Here is a 16,875-nt window from a genome sequence, read left to right as displayed (position 1 = left end):
ATTAACGCCAGGAGAAGCCGGTTTCATCCGCCGGACACTTCCCCTGTAGCGCGTTGAGGTCTATCTTGGGCGACCCTTGCGGTTCCATCTATCCACTTTAAGCAGCACAAAGCGCACCAAAAGAGTGCGTAAGGTCATCCCATGACAGGTTCCAACGCCCTCCAGGTCCAAGCCTTCAACACCGCCGATGTCGCCGAGCAAATCCGCGCCACACCGGGTTGGACTCAGCATTACCAGCAGATGTCGCCGGGGCATTTCGCGGGGCTGGTGCGCTACCTGGATCTGCAGGGCGTGGAGATTTACGAAGAGTCGATGAACACCCGGGTCGAGCAGAATTTCAGTGCGCCCCAGGGCTCGTTGTCGTTCTGTTTCGATCGCGGCGACAACGCGCTTTACGTATTGAATGGCGAAAGTCGCAACATCTGGATCACCCCGGAGAACTACCAGGAAATCGCCGTGGTGTTCGGGCCGGAGTTTGTAAAACGCCACAGCCTCGACATCGCCCGGCTCGAAGGGCTGTTCATGGCGCCGCTCAACTCGCAGCAGAATGCGCTGTTCTGCCGCTGGCTCAGCGGGACCCTGACGCGGCTGTCGCAGACCTTCGATCCACCGAGCCGCGAAGCGCTGACCCAGCAACTGCTGGAAGATTGTCTGTTCATTCTCGACAACGCCTGTGTCGGCCTCGACCAGGGCGCATTGCAGCGCCGTGCCGGAGAGCGGGCGATCATGAAGCGCGTAGGGGAATGGGCGGCGGACACCCCGGAAGAACACCTCAATCTGCTGGAGCTGTCCCAGGTGGCCGGGGTTTCACTGCGCCAGTTGCAGCATGCGTTCAAGACCTACACGGGCATGGCGCCGACCCAATGGCTGCGCCTGCGCCGCCTCAACAGCGCACGCCGCGAATTGCTGAGCCGCACGCCGACGCAAACCACCGTGGCCGAAGTGGCGATGCACTGGTCGTTCTGGCACCTGGGGCGGTTTTCCAGCAGCTATCGCGCGCTGTTCAAGGAACTGCCGAGCGACACCCTCAAGCGCGCGAGTGTCACTCCGTCAATCGGGCGCGGCCGGCGTTAGAACGTCGGCGGCGTAATCACCCAGATCACCACCGCGTCCACATCGCCGGGGTTGCCGTAGCGGTGCGGCTCCTGGCTGGAAAAGCTGAAGCTGTCGCCTTCATTGAGCTGGAAATGGCGTTCGCCAACCCACAGTTCGAAGCTGCCGGACAGCAGATAACCGGCTTCTTCGCCATCGTGGCTGTAGCTTTGCTGGCTGTAGGTGCCGGGCGGGAACCGTGAGTGGAGCATTTCCAGTTGGCGGTTGGCTTGTGGCGTCAGCAACTGATCGACGATACCGTCTTCGTAATGCACGTTCAGGCGGCTGTTCTTGCGCACCACGACGCCATCGTCTTCGGGGGCGGTGACCGCTTCACTGGCGAAGAACCACTGGATGGTGACGCCGAGGCTGCGGGCAATGTTGAACAGCGCCGGAATCGACGGGTAGGCGAGGTTGCGCTCCAGCTGGCTGATGTAGCCGGCGGTGAGTTCGCTCTGTTGCGCCAGTGACGCCAGGGTCATGCCCCGACGTTTGCGCAGGCCGCGAATGCGCGTGCCGAGGAAATGCGGTTCGGCGCTGCCGGGTGCGGGCTGTGTGGTGCTGCTGTTGCTCATGGTCAAATCCGAACCGGGAGGAGTGGCGCAAATCCCTGTAGGAGCGAGCCTGCTCGCGATGGTCGCCAACGATAACGCTGCAAGCCTGACACCCAGCGGTGTTCTCGGGTTCATCGCGAGCAGGCTCGCTCCTACAGGGGTGGTGTTAGCCGTCTAAGCCCCGGAGTATAAACAGCCTTAAAGCTCCCACGCGACTTTCAAACCTTCATAAATCGCTTCTTCGGCGGTGCGCGGCGCCAGGCAGTCGCCGATGCGGCGAAACTCCACCAGCCCTTGCAACTCGGCGCCCAACGTATCCACTGGTTGATGACCCTGGCACAGCACCAGCGTATCGATGTTCTCCATCAGCATCGGCTCGCCGCTGGCGGTGTGTTGCAGGTAGACCGTGTTGTCATCGCAGCCATACAGCCGCGCGTACGGCGTGATCGGCACGCCCAGTTTATGCAGCTCGCCGGCCAGTTGATCGCGCACGTACAGCGGCAGGTTTTCCCCGCAGTGGGTGCCGTTGACCGCCAGTTGCACCTGATGCCCGGCACGCACCAGGCGCTCGGCGATGCCGGGGCCGATCCAGTCGCAGCGCCAGTCGACCACCACCACCGAGCGGCCGATCCGTACCTCGTCGCGCAACACCTGCCAGGCATCCACCACCTGCAATTCACCGCCACGCTCGAAGGTTGGCCAGTAGGGCTCGGCACCGGTGGCGACGATCACCATGTCCGGTTTTTCCTGCTCCACCAGCGCCCGGTCGACCCGGGTATTGCGCACCACGCGCACGCCGGCCAGCTGCATTTCCCGCTGCAGGTTGGTGCTGGCGCCGCCAAACTCACTGCGCCGTGGCAGCAACTGCGCGAGCAACACCTGGCCGCCCAGTTGTGAACCGGCTTCGTACAGGGTCACGTCATGTCCGCGCTGGGCGGCGACAGCGGCTGCTTTCATCCCGGCCGGACCGCCGCCGGCGATCATGATGCGTTTGCGATTTGTCGCTTGTCGGCGTTCAGCAAAAATCAGCTCGCGACCGGTTTCCGGGTGCTGGATGCAGGAAATCGGCAAGCCCTTGTGGAAGTGCCCGATGCACGCCTGATTACAGGCAATGCACGCGCGCACGTCTTCGACGCGGCCGGTGTCGGTCTTGTTGGGCATCTGCGGATCGCAGATCAGCGCCCGGGTCATGCCGCAGACATCGGCCTGGCCGCGAGCCAGAATCAGCTCGGCTTCCTGGGGCTGATTGATGCGCCCGGTGACGAACAGCGGAATGTTCAAACCGGCCTTGAACGTCCCGGCTTCCTTGGCCAGGTACGCCGCTTCGATCGCCATGGGCGGCACGATATGCACCGCACCGCCAAGGGAGGCCGAAGTCCCGGCGACGATGTGCACGTAATCGAGCTGCGCTTGCAGTGACTGTACGGCGGCCAGGGACTCGTCTTCGGTCAGGCCTTCGGGATCGCGTTCGTCGGCAGAGATGCGCAGGCCGATGATGAACTGCTCGTCGGTCGCCGCACGCACGGCAGCGATGACTTCGCGCAGGAAACGCAAGCGCTGTTCCAACTCACCGTTGTAGCCATCGGTACGCCGGTTGACCCGCGGATTGATGAATTGCGCCGGCAGGTAACCGTGGCTGGCAACCACTTCGACGCCATCGATCCCGGCCTGATGCAGGCGGCGGGCGGCAGCGGCATAACCGGCGACGATCTCGTCGATCATGGCCTGATCGAGGGCGCGGGGCATCACCCGGAAACGTTCGTTGGGCACTGACGAGGCTGAATAGGCCACCGCCAGCAGACCATCGCTGGACTCCATGATCTCCCGACCCGGATGGAACACCTGGGACAACACCAGGGTGCCGTGGGCGTGGCAGGTTTGCGCCAGTTTGCGATAGCCCTCGATGCACGCATCGTCGGTGGCCATCAGCACATGGGAGGTGTAGCGCGCACTGTCGTGCACACCGGCCACTTGCAGCACGATCAGCCCGGCACCGCCTTCGGCACGGGCCCGGTGATAGGCGATCAGTTGTTCATTGACCAGGTTGTCGGTGGGCATCGAGGTGTCGTGACCGCTGGACATGATGCGGTTTTTCAGGCGCTTGCCACGGATTTCCAGGGGTTCGAACAGGTGCGCGAAGGCAGGTGTCGAGGTCGGCATGGTGCGGGTACTCCAGGCAGGCTGACCTGTGTAGGAGCGAGCTCGCTCGCGATGGACGTCAACGATAACGCTGGGTACCTGACACCCCGCGGCGTTCTCAGGTCCATCGCGAGCAGGCTCGCTCCTACAGAGGTAACAGGTTTTGAGTGCTGTTATTATTGCGCTATAGAAATTTACCTTCAGTAAAAAATCAACTTGTTTTTTTACTATGGCGTGGAGTAATTTCATTTCGAGCCCGCTCCCGGGCCGTACCTCACAACAATAAAAAAGGGCTGCGCCGGCCTCTGTCCGGGCGGCACCTGCAAGAGGAACCCCTGATGAAATCGCACACGCTCAAGCACGGTTTTTATCCCTTGGTGTTGTCCGTGGCCATGGGCCTGGGCAGCGCTCAGGCAGCATCGGACATGGTGGTGGTCGGATACGGCGGAGCCGGACAAAAAGCACAGGACGTGGCGTTCTTTCAACCCTTCGCCGCCGTGGATCAAAGCAAGGTGATCCAGAGCGAATACAACGGCGAGATGGCGAAAATCAAAGTGATGGTCGACACCGGCAACGTCGACTGGGACGTGGTGCAGATCGAAGGCCCGGACCTGATGCGCGGCTGCGAGGAAGGCATGTACGAGCGCCTGGACTGGACCCGTCTGGGCCACGCCGACCAGTTGATCCCCGATGCGGCACAGGAGTGCGGTTCCGCCGCACTGGTGTGGAGCGTGGCGATTGCCTACGACACCGACAAACTGGCCCAGGCCCCGACCTCCTGGGCAGACTTCTGGGACGTGAAGAAAACCCCCGGCAAGCGCGGACTGCGTAAACGCGCGGTGTACAACCTGGAATTCGCCTTGCTCGCGGACGGCGTGAAAACCGAAGACGTCTACAAGGTACTCGGCACCCCGCAAGGCGTGGACCGGGCATTCGCCAAACTCACTGAACTCAAGCCCTACATCCAGTGGTGGGAAGCCGGGGCGCAACCGCCGCAGTGGCTGACCGCCGGCGACGTGGTGATGACCTCGACCTACAGCGGACGCATCGCCGACGCCGCGCAGAAAGGCAGTCACCTCGGCCTGGTCTGGCCCGGCAGCCTGTACGGGATGGACTACTGGGCGATCATCAAAGGCTCCAGGCACGTGGATCAGGCCAAGCGATTCATCGCCTTCGCCAATCAGCCAGACGCCCAGGTCAACTACGTGCAGCAGATCCCCTACGGCCCGACCAACATCCAGGCCGCCGCACGGCTGGACGACAAACTGGCGCAATGGGTGCCTACGGCGCCGCAGAACCTCAAGGGCGCGCTGGCGATGAACGTCGGCTTCTGGGTCGATCATGGCGAAGAGCTGGAAGAGCGCTTCAACGCCTGGGCCAGTAAATAAATGCGGATGGCTGGACGTGTCCAAGCGTCCAGCCTTACTGTCTGCCCAGCCGATCAGCCTGGAGAACCACGACAATGAATAAAATCGCCAGCCACCTGGCCCCTGAGCGCAGCGCCACCGAGCAGCGCCTGCGTGAGGAATTGGCGGCCTGCTATCGCCTGATTGCGCACTTTCGCATGACCGATTTGATTTTCACCCACATCTCGGTGCGCATTCCGGGGCCGGAGCATCACTTTCTGATCAACCCGTACGGGCTGATGTTCGACGAAATCACCGCGTCCAACCTGGTGAAAATCGACCTCGATGGCCACGCTGTGGAGCCATCGCCGTACCCGGTCAACCCGGCCGGTTTCGTGATCCACAGCGCCATCCATGGTGCCCGTGAAGATGCGCAATGCGTGCTGCACACCCATACCAAGTCCGGGTGTGCGGTGGCGGCGTTGAAGTGCGGGTTGTTGCCGGTCAATCAGATTTCCATGGAGTTCTATGGCCGGGTTGCCTATCACGACTACGAAGGGGTGGCGCTGGACCTGAGCGAGCAACAACGGCTGGTGGCGGACCTGGGCGACAAGTCGGTCCTGATGCTGCGCAACCATGGTTTGCTGACCGTGGGCGAGACCGTTAGCCAGGCGTTCCTGCGCATGTACTACCTGGAAAAAGCCTGCGAAATCCAGTTGGCCGCGCAAGCTGCCGGTGAAGTTGTTCTGCCGTCGCACGAGGTCTGCGCGCACACCGAGCGGCAGTTCAATGATCCGGGGCGGCCGTTGGAAGAGGGGGAGTTGAGTGATCCGGATGCCATGCAACTGGCGTGGGCGGCGTTGTTGCGGATGCTGGATCGGGTGGCTCCGGGTTATCGCGACTGATCCGGATTCTTGGTTGTTTGGGCTGGCCTCTTCGCGAGCAGGCTCGCTCCCACAGGGGATTTGCGTCGTACACAGAATGTGTGGAAACCCGAATCAACTGTGGGAGCGAGCCTGCTCGCGAAGGGCGCGCCACGGTCTGCCAGACTGGCAACTGACTGGAGACAAGGCCCACTCTTGCTGTACAGTCGTTCAGCCCGCCGCCAACCCGCGCCGGCCCAAACGATTGAACCAAGGAGCGTGTCGCCCATGAACCAGGAAGCCCGTTTTTCCCGCATGGAACCTGAGTTGCGCAAAGCCAACCTGATCGAGGCGACGCTGGTGTGCCTCAAGCGTCACGGCTTCCAGGGCGCGTCGATCCGCAAGATTTCCGCCGAGGCCGGGGTCTCGGTGGGGCTGATCAGCCATCACTATTCCGGCAAGGATGAACTGGTGGCCGAGGCCTACATGGCGATCACCGGGCGGGTCATGACCCTGTTGCGCGACGCCATGGAGCAGGCCGCACCGAATGCCCGGGAGCGTTTGTCGGCGTTTTTCCGCGGTTCGTTTTCCGCAGAACTGCTTGATCCGCAACTGATCGATGCCTGGTTGGCGTTCTGGGGCGCGGTGAAAACCGCGGAGGCGATCAACAAGGCCCACGATCATTCCTATGGCGAGTATCGCGCCATCCTGCGCAAGGTGCTGGCGGAACTGGCCCAGGAGGAGGGGTGGGAGAACTTCGACGCCGACCTCGCCGCCATCAGCCTCAGCGCCTTGCTCGATGGCCTGTGGCTGGAGTCCGGGCTCAACCCCGGGACCTTTACCCCGGAGCAGGGCATCCAGATTTGCGAAGCCTGGGTCGATGGTTTGCAGGCCGGTGGACGCCAGCGCTTTTGCGTGCAGACGAGCGACTGTTGATCAGTTGTTCAACACTGGATACTCTCTGGCGCCGATGCGGGAAAACACTCTAATAAGAAACTGGCCTTCGGGCCTGAGCCGGACACCAAGCGATGACTCCTCGGGTACTGATCGTCGATGACGATCCGCTGATTCGCGATCTGCTGCACGCCTACCTGTCCCAGGAAGGCTACGACGTCCATTGCGCTGCCACGGCGGAACTGGCGGAAACCTTCCTCGCCAGCCAGACCGTCGACCTTGTGATGCTCGACATCCGCCTGCCGGGCAAGGACGGCCTGACCCTGACCCGCGAGCTGCGGGTGCGTTCGGAAGTCGGGATCATCCTGATCACCGGGCGCAACGACGAAATCGACCGCATCGTCGGCCTTGAATGCGGCGCCGATGACTATGTGATCAAACCCCTCAATCCAAGGGAACTGGTGTCCCGGGCGAAAAACCTGATTCGCCGGGTACGTCATGCGCAGATACCACAGCCAGCCGTTGCGCAGGCCAAACCGGTCAAGCAGTTCGCCGATTGGGCGCTGGACACCGACCGCCGTCGCCTGATCGATCCATCGGGCAACGAAACCCTGCTGACCCACGGCGAATACCAGTTGCTCAGCGTGTTCCTGCGCAACAGCGGCCACACCCTCAGCCGCGATCAATTGATGGACCAGATCCGCAACCGCGAATGGGTGCCCAACGACCGCTCCATCGACGTGCTGGTCGGACGCCTGCGTCGCAAATTGCACGACGATCCGGCCGAACCGCAGTTGATCATCACCATTCACGGCGCCGGTTACCTGTTCACCGCCGGCGTGGCGGCCTGAACCGGATGGCGCGATGGCTTTGCCTGCTGGCGCTGCTGGTGGCCGGCCAGGGCGTTGCGGCGGACAAGGTTCGCTATTGCGATTACCCGGTGTACCCGCCGGTCTCCTGGAGCGATGGCAAACAGGTGCGTGGCCTGGCGCCGAGCGTAGTGAAAAACCTGTTCGGTCGGCTGGGTTATGAGGTCGAGATGGTCGTGCTGGGCAACTGGAAACGCTGCCTGCTGGACGCCGCCGACGGTCGGGTCGATGTGGTGCTGGCCTACAGCACCGCGCAACGGGAGCAGAGCATGCTGTTCTCGACGGTGCCGGTATTGCGTGAAGAAGTGGCGCTGTTCATCAACCGTCAACACCCGGTGAAATTCGAACAACTGGACGACCTGGCCCATTACCGCGGCGGCCTGTTGTTCGGTGAGAGCTACGGTGTGGAGTTCGATCGCATGGTCGCGCGCAACAACAACATCGAATGGGTGTCCGACAGCCACCAGAACTTCGGCAAGCTGATTCGCGGGCGCATCGACTTCATCACCCAGGAGCGGCGCACGGGCCAGTTGTACGTGGAAAACCTGCCCGGCGGCCAGGACATCGTCGCCTTGCCCAGGGCCTTGAGCGTGGACTATCTGCGGGTCGCCGTGTCACGGCGCTCGCCCTTGGCCAATCGCATGCCCGAGATCAACGCGCAATTGCAGCGCATGGTCGATGCCGGCGACATCGAGCGCTGGCTCAATGAAAGCGAAGTGACCTACCGCGACATGATCAACCTGCCGGCGGATGCGCAATGATTGGTGCGCGTCCCGGTGGACTGTTGCGACGCCTGTTGCTGTTCATTCTGTTGTTCAGCCTGTGCTTCACCGTGCTGGCCAGCAGCGTGCAACTGTACATCGAGTATCGACGGGAAATGCGCGACATCGATTCGCGCATGGAACTGATCCGCGCCGGCTACCTGGCCAGCCTGGAACGCAGCCTGTGGGACTTGAACCAGGAGCAGTTGAACGTGCAGTTGCGCGGGCTGGTGGACTTCTCCGACGTCGCCCGGGTGCACTTGACCAGTGCCGATTTCGACCTGATACAGGGCAATCCCGAGCCGGTCGGGCCGCTGCGCATCGAGCGCTTTGCCCTGGACTATCAGCCGCCGTCCGGCCCCTTGCGCCACCTGGGTGAACTGGAAGTCAGCACCGATCTGGGCGCGGTGTATCAGCGTCTCTACGCCACCGGTTTGACCAGCCTGCTGTGGATGGCGGTGTTTCTCTGCGGTCTGGCCGTGGCGTTGTCGGGCTTGTTCTATCGCCTGGTGACCCGACACCTGAAAGTCATGGCCGAGTTCGCCCGGCGCATCGCCGCCGGTGAATGGCAGGAACCCCTGCAACTGGACAAGCGCCGCGGCAGCGACGAAATCGACACCGTGGCCCATGCCCTGGACGACATGCGTCGGGCGATCCTGCGCGACATCGAGCGCCGGGAAAGCGATCGCCTGGCCTTGCAGGACAACCGCGACGAGCTGCTGAAAATGGTCGAGCGCCGCACCGCCAGCCTGATGCGCGCCAAGGATGAAGCGGAAGCGGCCAACCTTGCCAAGTCGCGGTTCCTGGCGACCATGAGCCACGAACTGCGCACGCCCCTCAACGGCATCCTCGGCATGGCCGAACTGTTGCGCGGCGCGCGCCTGGATGCCCAGGATGGCAAGCGCCTGGATGCCTTGCACAAGGCCGGCGAAGGCTTGCTGACGATCCTCAACGAAGTGCTGTATTTCGCCAAGCTGGAGGAGGGCGTCAGCCATCCCGAGCCGGCGGATTTCTCGCTGCGCCAGTTGCTCGACGAGGTGCTGACACTGCTCGAACCGCGAGCGTTGAACAACGACACGATCCTCAGTTGCCGGGTCGATCAGCGGATTGCCGAACATCACCACGGCGCCGAGCAATTCCTGCGCCAGGTGCTGAGCAACCTGCTGGCCAACGCGATCAAGTTCACCGAAGGCGGCGAAGTCAGTGTCCAGGTGGCGCTGCTCAGCGAAACCGGCGAACAAATGGGACAGCGGCTGCGGGTCAGTGTCACTGACGACGGCATCGGCATTGCCCCGGCGATGCAGGCGAAGATTTTCGAGCGTTTCACCCAGGCCAGCGAAGAAGTCGCGCAACGTTTTGGCGGCACCGGGTTGGGATTGGCGATCTGCAAACACCTGGTGGAGCAGATGGGCGGCTGCATCGGTGTGGACAGCGAAGAGGGGCGCGGCAGTTGTTTCTGGTTTGAGCTGTCCCTGCAGCCGGCCAGCGGCGTGGCAGAGGCCCCGCCGGTTCTGGCGGCGGGGCCGGCACTGGATATCCTGGTGGTCGAAGACGTGGCGCTCAACCGCGAAGTGGCCAAGGGGTTGCTGCAGCGCGACGGCCACCGGGTGTGGCTCGCCGAAGACGCGGAGCAGGCGCTGCAACACTGCACAACGCAGGTTTTCGATTTGCTGTTGCTGGACGTGCATCTGCCGGGCATCAGCGGTGTCGAGTTATGCCGGCAGATCCGTCACAGCGACGGGCCGAACCGCCATACGCGCATTTTCGCCCTGACCGCCAGCGTGCAACCGGCACTGGTGCGCAGTTATCTGGAGGTCGGCATGGACGGTGTCCTGGCCAAGCCCTTGAAGCTGGAAAACCTGCGCCAGGTGCTGGAGGGGCGTACTCACATCGCCGGGGCGTTGATGAGTGATGAAGCGATGGACTGGCCGTTGTTGCAGACCCATCGCACCTTGCTCGGTGAGCAAAAGGTCCAGGGCCTGCTGGCGGTGTTGCGCGATTCGATCCTGCAGCACCGCGATGCGCTGCATGAAGCCATGGCCGCCGATGACTGCACAGAGGTCGCGCAACTGGCGCACCGTCTGGCCGGCAGCTGCGATTCCCTGGGTTTCAGGGCCCTGGCCAGCACCTTGAGGACGCTGGAAACCCTGGCGTTGGCCAACGATGAGTCGGACATCCAGCGCATGAACCCGGCGCTGGATGAGCAATTGCAGCACTCGCTCGATACCCTCAAAGGCCTGTTGCAGAGCTGACGTACAAATTTGTTACGACTTTGTACAACTTCGATCCTTACGGTCAACGCGAACTTACATGGCTTTCCAATAATCGACGCAACCGCCGCAGCGCGGTCTTCGAAGCTTATTGGAGATAATAATAATGAATTGCCGTAAAGCTGATCCCTCCCTGCGCCGTGACGTCCTGTCGCGCGCTGTTCACCTCAACGACTGCTGAGGTGCCGACATGAACGAAAACACTGATCGCAGCACCCATCAAAAAGGCATACAGCTGACCCGCGCCCTCAAGAGCCGGCACATCTTCATGCTGTCTTTGGGCGGCGTCATCGGCACCGGGCTGTTCATGGGCTCCGGCGTGACCATCAACCAGGGTGGCCCGGTGGGGGCGATCCTGGCTTACCTGGTCGCGGGTTTCCTGATGTACCTGGTGATGGTCTGCCTGGGCGAACTGTCGGTGCAGATGCCGGTGTCCGGTTCGTTCCAGACCCACGCCACCAAGTACATCGGCCCGGCCACCGGGTTCATGATCGGCTGGGTGTACTGGATGAGCTGGGCCACCACCGTCGGCCTGGAATTCACCGCCGCCGGCATGCTGATGACCCGCTGGTTCCCGGCGGTGCCGATCTGGTACTGGTCGGCGCTGTTCGTGGTGGTGCTGTTCGGCATCAATGCCCTGGCCACCCGCGCTTTCGGTGAAGCCGAATACTGGTTCTCGGGGATCAAGGTCGCGGCCATTCTCGGTTTCATCGTGGTCGGCGTGCTGGTGATCTTCGGCGTGATGCCCCTGAGCAGCGGCGCACCGGCACCGATGGCAACCAACCTGATCGGCGATTCGTTGTTCCCCAACGGTCTGTCCGCCGTGTTCGCGGTGATGATGACCGTGGTCTACGCGTTCCAGGGTTGCGAGATCATGGGCGTGGCCGCCGGTGAAACCGACCAGCCGGAAAAGAGCATTCCCCGCGCCGTGCGCAACGTAGTGTTCCGCGTGCTGATTTTCTACGTGCTGGCGATTATCGTGCTGTCGGCCATTGTGCCGTGGCAGCAGGCGGGACTGATGGAAAGCCCGTTCGTGCAGGTGTTCGATATGGTTGGCATTCCCTACGCCGCCGACCTGATGAACTTCGTGATCCTCACCGCGATCCTGTCGGTGGGCAACTCCGGCCTCTATGCTTCGACGCGCATTCTGTGGGCGATGTCGAAAACCGGCATGGCGCCGAAAAGCCTGTCGCCCTTGAGCAAGCGTGGCGTGCCGTTGCGGGCCCTGAGCATCACCTTGTGCTTCGCGCTGGTATCGCTGATGACCAGCTTCGTCGCCGCCGACACTTTGTTCATGGTGCTGATGGCGGTGAGCGGCATGTCCGGCACCGTGACCTGGATCGTCATCGCCCTGGCGCAATACAAGTTCCGCAAGGCGTTCCTGCGTGACGGCGGCAAACTCAGCGACCTGAAATACCGCGCACCGTGGTTCCCGGTATTGCCGCTGATGTGCATCACGCTGTGCTGCTCGCTGTTCGTGTTCCTGGCCCTGGATGAAACCCAGCGTCCGTCGCTGTATTGGGGCTTTGGATTTATTGCGCTGTGCTATGGCGCGTACTTCCTGATTCATCGCAAGCGTCAGGGCGTGCTGGCACCGAGCCTGCCGACTGCCTGATTCCTTGAACTAAACACTTCCCCCCCTGTGGGAGCGGGCTTGCTCGCGAAAGCGGAGTGTCAGTCACCATCAATGTTGACTGACAGGGCCTCTTCGCGAGCAAGCCCGCTCCCACAGTTGTTTTGTGGTGGGCGGGAAAGCTGCGGCTCACCGAGTGTCGCCAGTTGTGCGAAGTTGTAACAACACCAGCGGCTTATGCTCGTCAATCTATAAATAATTCAATAAAACCAATGTGTTATAGATTTTTTTGGCTTGTTACAGCCCATTTCCCCACCGATTGCCGCCTTGCTGAACACTCGTTTAGTATGGCCACAAGTCGCATCACCTCAGACGAATCACAATAATTCGAGGATTCCCATGACCACTCAATCGTCGCTGCTCAGCCAGGTCGAAGCAGGCGTTGCCTGGATCACCCTCAATCGCACTGCCCAGCGCAATGCGCTGGACGTTCCGACGCTGAAAAACCTGCATGCTTTGCTCGACGGTTTCAACGCCGATCCAGCGGTGCGTGTGGTGGTATTGACGGGCAGTGGCCGCAGCTTCTGCGCGGGCGCCGACCTCGATGAATGGGCGGATGCCGAAGCCCGGGGCGCACTGGAAACCTACGGCTGGACCGAGACCGCCCACGCCTTGATGACTCGCCTGCACAGCCTGGAAAAACCGACCATCGCCGCCATCAACGGCACCGCTGTCGGCGCCGGGATGGACCTGACCCTGTGCTGCGACCTGCGCATTGCCGGGCAGTCGGCTCGCTTCAAGGCCGGCTACACCAGCATGGCGTACTCGCCGGATGCCGGCGCCAGTTGGCACCTGCCGCGCCTGATCGGCAGCGAAAAAGCCAAGCGCCTGCTGTTCCTCGATGAACTGTGGAGCGCTGACCGTGCCCTCGACGCCGGTCTGGTTGGCGATGTCTGTGCCGACGATCAGTTGCTGACGGTCACCAGCGAACTGGCCGCACGCCTGGCCGCCGGGCCGACGTTCGCTTTTGCCCAGACCAAAAAACTCATGCGCGAAGGTGCCGATCGCAGCCTGGCGGAACAACTGCAAGCCGAACTCGCCGCGGGCCTGCTCTGCGGTCGCAGTGAGGATGGCAACGAAGCCCTTCGCGCCGCCATGGAAAAACGCCCGGCACGTTTCGTCGGCCGTTGATTTCCACACTTCTTTCAGCACACGAACAACAGGTAGCAGCATGAATTTCCAACTGACCCAAGAACAAGAAATGTTGGTGGACTCGGTACGCAGCTTCGTCGAGAAGGAACTGCTGCCCTATGAAGAGCAAGTCGACCGCGCCGACGAAGTGTCCCCGGAGCTGGCGGCGCAGATTCGCGGCAAGGCGATCGCCGCCGGGTTCTACGCCTTCAACATGCCCGAAGAAGTGGGCGGCGGTGGCCTGGACTACCTGTCCCAGGCACTGATCGAACGTGAGCTGTCCAAGGTCTCCTGGGCACTGCACGTGTTTGTCGCGCGGCCGTCGAAAATCCTCATGGCCTGCACCGGCGAGCAGATCAACGACTACCTGTTGCCGTGCATCCAGGGCGAGAAAATCGACTGCTTCGCCTTGACCGAGCCGGGTGCCGGTTCCGATGCCAATGCGATCAAGACCCGCGCCGTGCGTGAAGGCGACGACTTCATTCTCAACGGCAGCAAGCATTTCATCAGCCACGCCGGGCATGCCGACTTCGCCATCGTCTTCGCCGTGACCGACACCTACGAACACAACGGCAAAAAGCGTAACGCCGTGACCTCGTTCCTGGTCGACCGCAACACCCCGGGCATGACCATTCGCCGTGGGCCCAAGTGCGTGAGCAACCGGGGTTACCACACCTTTGAAATGTTCTTCGACGACTGCCGCGTACCGGCCAGCAAGGTGCTGGGCGAAGTCGGCAAGGGCTGGGACGTGGCCAACGCCTGGCTGACCGCCGGGCGGGTGATGGTCGCGGCCAACTGCGTCGGTCAGGCCCAGCGAGCACTGGACGTGTCGCTGCAATGGGCGGCGGACCGCAAGCAATTCGGCCAGCCGATCGGCACCTACCAGGGCGTGTCGTTCAAGTTGGCCGACATGGCCACGCAGATCCGCGCCGCCGAACTGCTGACCCTGCACACCGCGTGGAAAATGGACCAGGGCACCATGACCGATGGCGAGGCCGGCATGGCCAAGCTGTTCGCCAGTGAGGTGCTCGGTCGTACCGCCGACGAAGCGGTGCAGATCTTTGGCGGCATGGGCCTGATGGACGAAGGTCCGGTGGAGCGCATCTGGCGTAACGCACGGATCGAACGGATCTGGGAAGGCACCTCGGAAATCCAGCGCCACATCATTTCCCGCGAGCTGCTGCGGCCGCTGCTGCGCTGACTGGCCCGGAGAATCCCCATGTCCCAATCCATTCGTGACAACCTCAAACGCATGCTCGCGCCGCAACACGTGGCGTTTGTCGGCGGCCGCAGCATGGCGCGCGCTCTCAAGCGCTGTGCCGAGGGCGGCTACCCAGGGCAGATGTGGCTGGTCAATCCACAGCACGACAATCTTGAAGGTGTGCCGTGTGTGCGCAGCGTTGCCGAGCTGCCTTGCGGCCCGGACGCCGTGTTCATCGCCACCAACCGCGAACTGACCCTGACCTGCGTCGCCGAACTGGCCGCCATCGGCGCGGGCGGCGCGATCTGCTACGCCTCGGGTTTCGCCGAAACCGGCGCCGAAGGCCAGGCCCTGCAACAGCAACTGCTCAAGGCCGCCGGCGACATGGCCTTGCTCGGCCCCAACTGCTACGGCCTGCTCGACTACCTGCACAGCTGCGCGCTGTGGCCGGTGGCCCATGGCGGCAAAGCGGTGCAGAAGGGCGTGGCGGTGCTGACCCAGAGCGGTAATTTCGCCTACAACCTGTCCATGAGCGACCGCTCGTTGCCGGTGGCCTACATGGCGTCGGTGGGCAATCAGGCGCAACTGGGCGTGGCTGAATTGATGGACGCGTTGCTCGACGAACCTCGGGTCACCGCCATCGGCCTGCACCTCGAAGGCCTGAAAAACGTAGCGGGTTTCGCCCGTGCCGCGCACAAGGCGCTGGAGAAGGGCATTCCGATCATTGCCCTGAAAACCGGCGTGTCGCAGATCGGCGCAGAACTGGCCTTGAGTCACACCAGTTCGCTGTCCGGCTCCGATGCACTGTACGACGCGCTGTTCGACCGTCTCGGGGTGATCCGCGTCAGCGGCCCGGTGAGTTTTGTCGAAACCCTCAAGGCCGCGGCCTGCGGCAACCTGCCAGCGGGTAACAGCCTGATCGCGCTGGCCTGTTCCGGCGGTGACGCAGGGTTGATTGCCGACTACGCCGAACGCAACGACCTGGGTCTGCCGAAACTCGATCAAGGACAGGTCGGCGAACTCGCGCAGGTGCTGCCGAGTTACGCCAACCTGGTCAATCCGCTGGATTTCACCACGGCGATCTGGGGCGACGGAGAAGCCTTGAACCGCATGCTCGACAGCGCCCTGCGCACCGAAGCCGACGCGGCGATGCTGGTGCTCGACTACCCGTCGGAGTTCACCGGCGAGCGCAAGGAGTGCGACCTGCTGCTGGAGCTGTACTGCGCGGCATTGCAGCGTCACGGCAAGACCGGTTTCGTGACTTCGGCCTTCCCCGAATTGCTGCCGGCCCATGCCCGCGAGCTTCTGCACGCGCAGGGCGTCGCGGCCTTGCAGGGCGTGGAAGACGGGCTGGCCGCGTGGGGCCGCATTGTGGGTTATCAGCGCAATCGCCAGGCCTTGCTGGCTCTGGGTGAATCGGCACTGGTGCCGCTGTGCCCGCACGCACTGGAAGGCGAGGGACGCTTGCTCAATGAATGGGATTCCAAAATGGCGTTGAAAGCCTTTGGCCTGCCGACGCCGAACGGCGTATTGAGCACCCCGGAACAGGCCCTGAAGGATGCCGAGTCACTGGGCTATCCGCTGGTCTTGAAAGCCGTCAGCGCACAACTGCCACACAAGACCGAAGCCGGCGCCGTGGCGTTGAACCTCAAGGATGGCGCTGCGTTGAGTGCGGCGCTGGAGAAGATGCACGCCAGCATTGCCGCCTACGCCCCGGGCGTAGCCTTCGATCAACTGTTGCTGGAGCCAATGGCCAAACCGCCACTGGCTGAACTGATCGTCGGCATCAAGCGCGAAAACGATTTCGGCCTCGCGCTGGTGATCGGTGCCGGCGGCATTCTGGTGGAGCTGCTCAAGGACAGTCGCAGCCTGTTGCTGCCGACCACCGACGGCGCAATCCGCAATGCCTTGCTCAGCCTGCGCAGCGCCCCGTTGCTGCAAGGTTTCCGTGGCCGCGAGTCTGCTGACCTCGACGCCCTGGTGACGGCGATCCGCGCCGTGGCCGACTACGCCTGTGAAAACGCCGCGCAACTGCTGGAACTCGATGTGAACCCATTGTTGGTCGGTGCCCAGGGCACGACTGCGGTCGATGCGTTGATTCGCCTCGGCCACGAGTGAGGAC

At 62.6% G+C, this 16,875-nt stretch carries 13 protein-coding genes; 11 read left to right on the top strand and 2 right to left on the bottom strand.

Annotated elements, in window-relative coordinates:
• Positions 1-141 precede the first annotated feature (141 nt).
• Positions 142-1,074, top strand: a complete 933-nt coding sequence (locus tag ACXX83_RS11125) for a helix-turn-helix domain-containing protein (RefSeq protein ID WP_015095265.1) — start codon at positions 142-144, stop codon at positions 1,072-1,074.
• Here the strand turns inward: ACXX83_RS11125 and ACXX83_RS11120 are convergent.
• Positions 1,071-1,667, bottom strand: a complete 597-nt coding sequence (locus tag ACXX83_RS11120; RefSeq protein WP_015095264.1) for a cupin domain-containing protein — start codon at positions 1,665-1,667, stop codon at positions 1,071-1,073. The genes ACXX83_RS11125 and ACXX83_RS11120 overlap by 4 nt on opposite strands.
• A 177-nt stretch (positions 1,668-1,844) precedes the next feature.
• Entirely contained in the window at positions 1,845-3,806 is a 1,962-nt protein-coding gene (locus tag ACXX83_RS11115; protein WP_458548462.1) for an oxidoreductase, read from the bottom strand.
• A gap of 317 nt (positions 3,807-4,123) precedes the next feature.
• Between ACXX83_RS11115 and ACXX83_RS11110 the strand changes: the two genes are divergently transcribed.
• From ACXX83_RS11110 to ACXX83_RS11065, 10 genes are all read left to right on the top strand, one after another.
• On the top strand, positions 4,124-5,173 hold the full coding sequence (locus ACXX83_RS11110; RefSeq protein ID WP_458548461.1) for an ABC transporter substrate-binding protein: 1,050 nt from the start codon (positions 4,124-4,126) through the stop codon (positions 5,171-5,173).
• A gap of 74 nt (positions 5,174-5,247) precedes the next feature.
• Positions 5,248-6,036, top strand: coding sequence for a class II aldolase/adducin family protein (locus ACXX83_RS11105; protein WP_458548460.1), 789 nt, complete (start codon positions 5,248-5,250; stop codon positions 6,034-6,036).
• A 246-nt stretch (positions 6,037-6,282) separates the two neighbouring features.
• Entirely contained in the window at positions 6,283-6,930 is a 648-nt protein-coding gene (locus ACXX83_RS11100; protein WP_007974341.1) for a TetR family transcriptional regulator C-terminal domain-containing protein, read from the top strand.
• A 92-nt stretch (positions 6,931-7,022) separates the two neighbouring features.
• Positions 7,023-7,739 carry a response regulator gene (locus ACXX83_RS11095; RefSeq protein ID WP_015095260.1) on the top strand — a complete coding sequence of 239 codons (717 nt, stop codon included), beginning with the start codon at positions 7,023-7,025 and terminating at the stop codon, positions 7,737-7,739.
• Between the two features lie 5 nt (positions 7,740-7,744).
• Positions 7,745-8,518, top strand: coding sequence for a substrate-binding periplasmic protein (locus tag ACXX83_RS11090; RefSeq protein WP_458548459.1), 774 nt, complete (start codon positions 7,745-7,747; stop codon positions 8,516-8,518).
• Positions 8,515-10,770 carry an ATP-binding protein gene (locus tag ACXX83_RS11085; protein ID WP_458548458.1) on the top strand — a complete coding sequence of 752 codons (2,256 nt, stop codon included), beginning with the start codon at positions 8,515-8,517 and terminating at the stop codon, positions 10,768-10,770. Before ACXX83_RS11090 ends, ACXX83_RS11085 begins: the two co-directional genes overlap by 4 nt.
• A gap of 208 nt (positions 10,771-10,978) precedes the next feature.
• Positions 10,979-12,403, top strand: a complete 1,425-nt coding sequence (locus tag ACXX83_RS11080; RefSeq protein ID WP_217835287.1) for an amino acid permease — start codon at positions 10,979-10,981, stop codon at positions 12,401-12,403.
• Between the two features lie 357 nt (positions 12,404-12,760).
• Positions 12,761-13,552, top strand: a complete 792-nt coding sequence (locus ACXX83_RS11075; RefSeq protein WP_015095254.1) for an enoyl-CoA hydratase/isomerase family protein — start codon at positions 12,761-12,763, stop codon at positions 13,550-13,552.
• Between the two features lie 40 nt (positions 13,553-13,592).
• Positions 13,593-14,753, top strand: a complete 1,161-nt coding sequence (locus ACXX83_RS11070) for an acyl-CoA dehydrogenase family protein (protein WP_007974349.1) — start codon at positions 13,593-13,595, stop codon at positions 14,751-14,753.
• Between the two features lie 18 nt (positions 14,754-14,771).
• On the top strand, positions 14,772-16,871 hold the full coding sequence (locus ACXX83_RS11065) for an acetate--CoA ligase family protein (RefSeq protein ID WP_458548457.1): 2,100 nt from the start codon (positions 14,772-14,774) through the stop codon (positions 16,869-16,871).
• Positions 16,872-16,875 lie beyond the last annotated feature (4 nt).

Source organism: Pseudomonas sp. GNP012 (assembly GCF_054343835.1).
The sequence above is the reverse complement of the archived record's forward strand: the minus strand, read 5'-3'. Positions and strand labels throughout refer to the sequence as shown.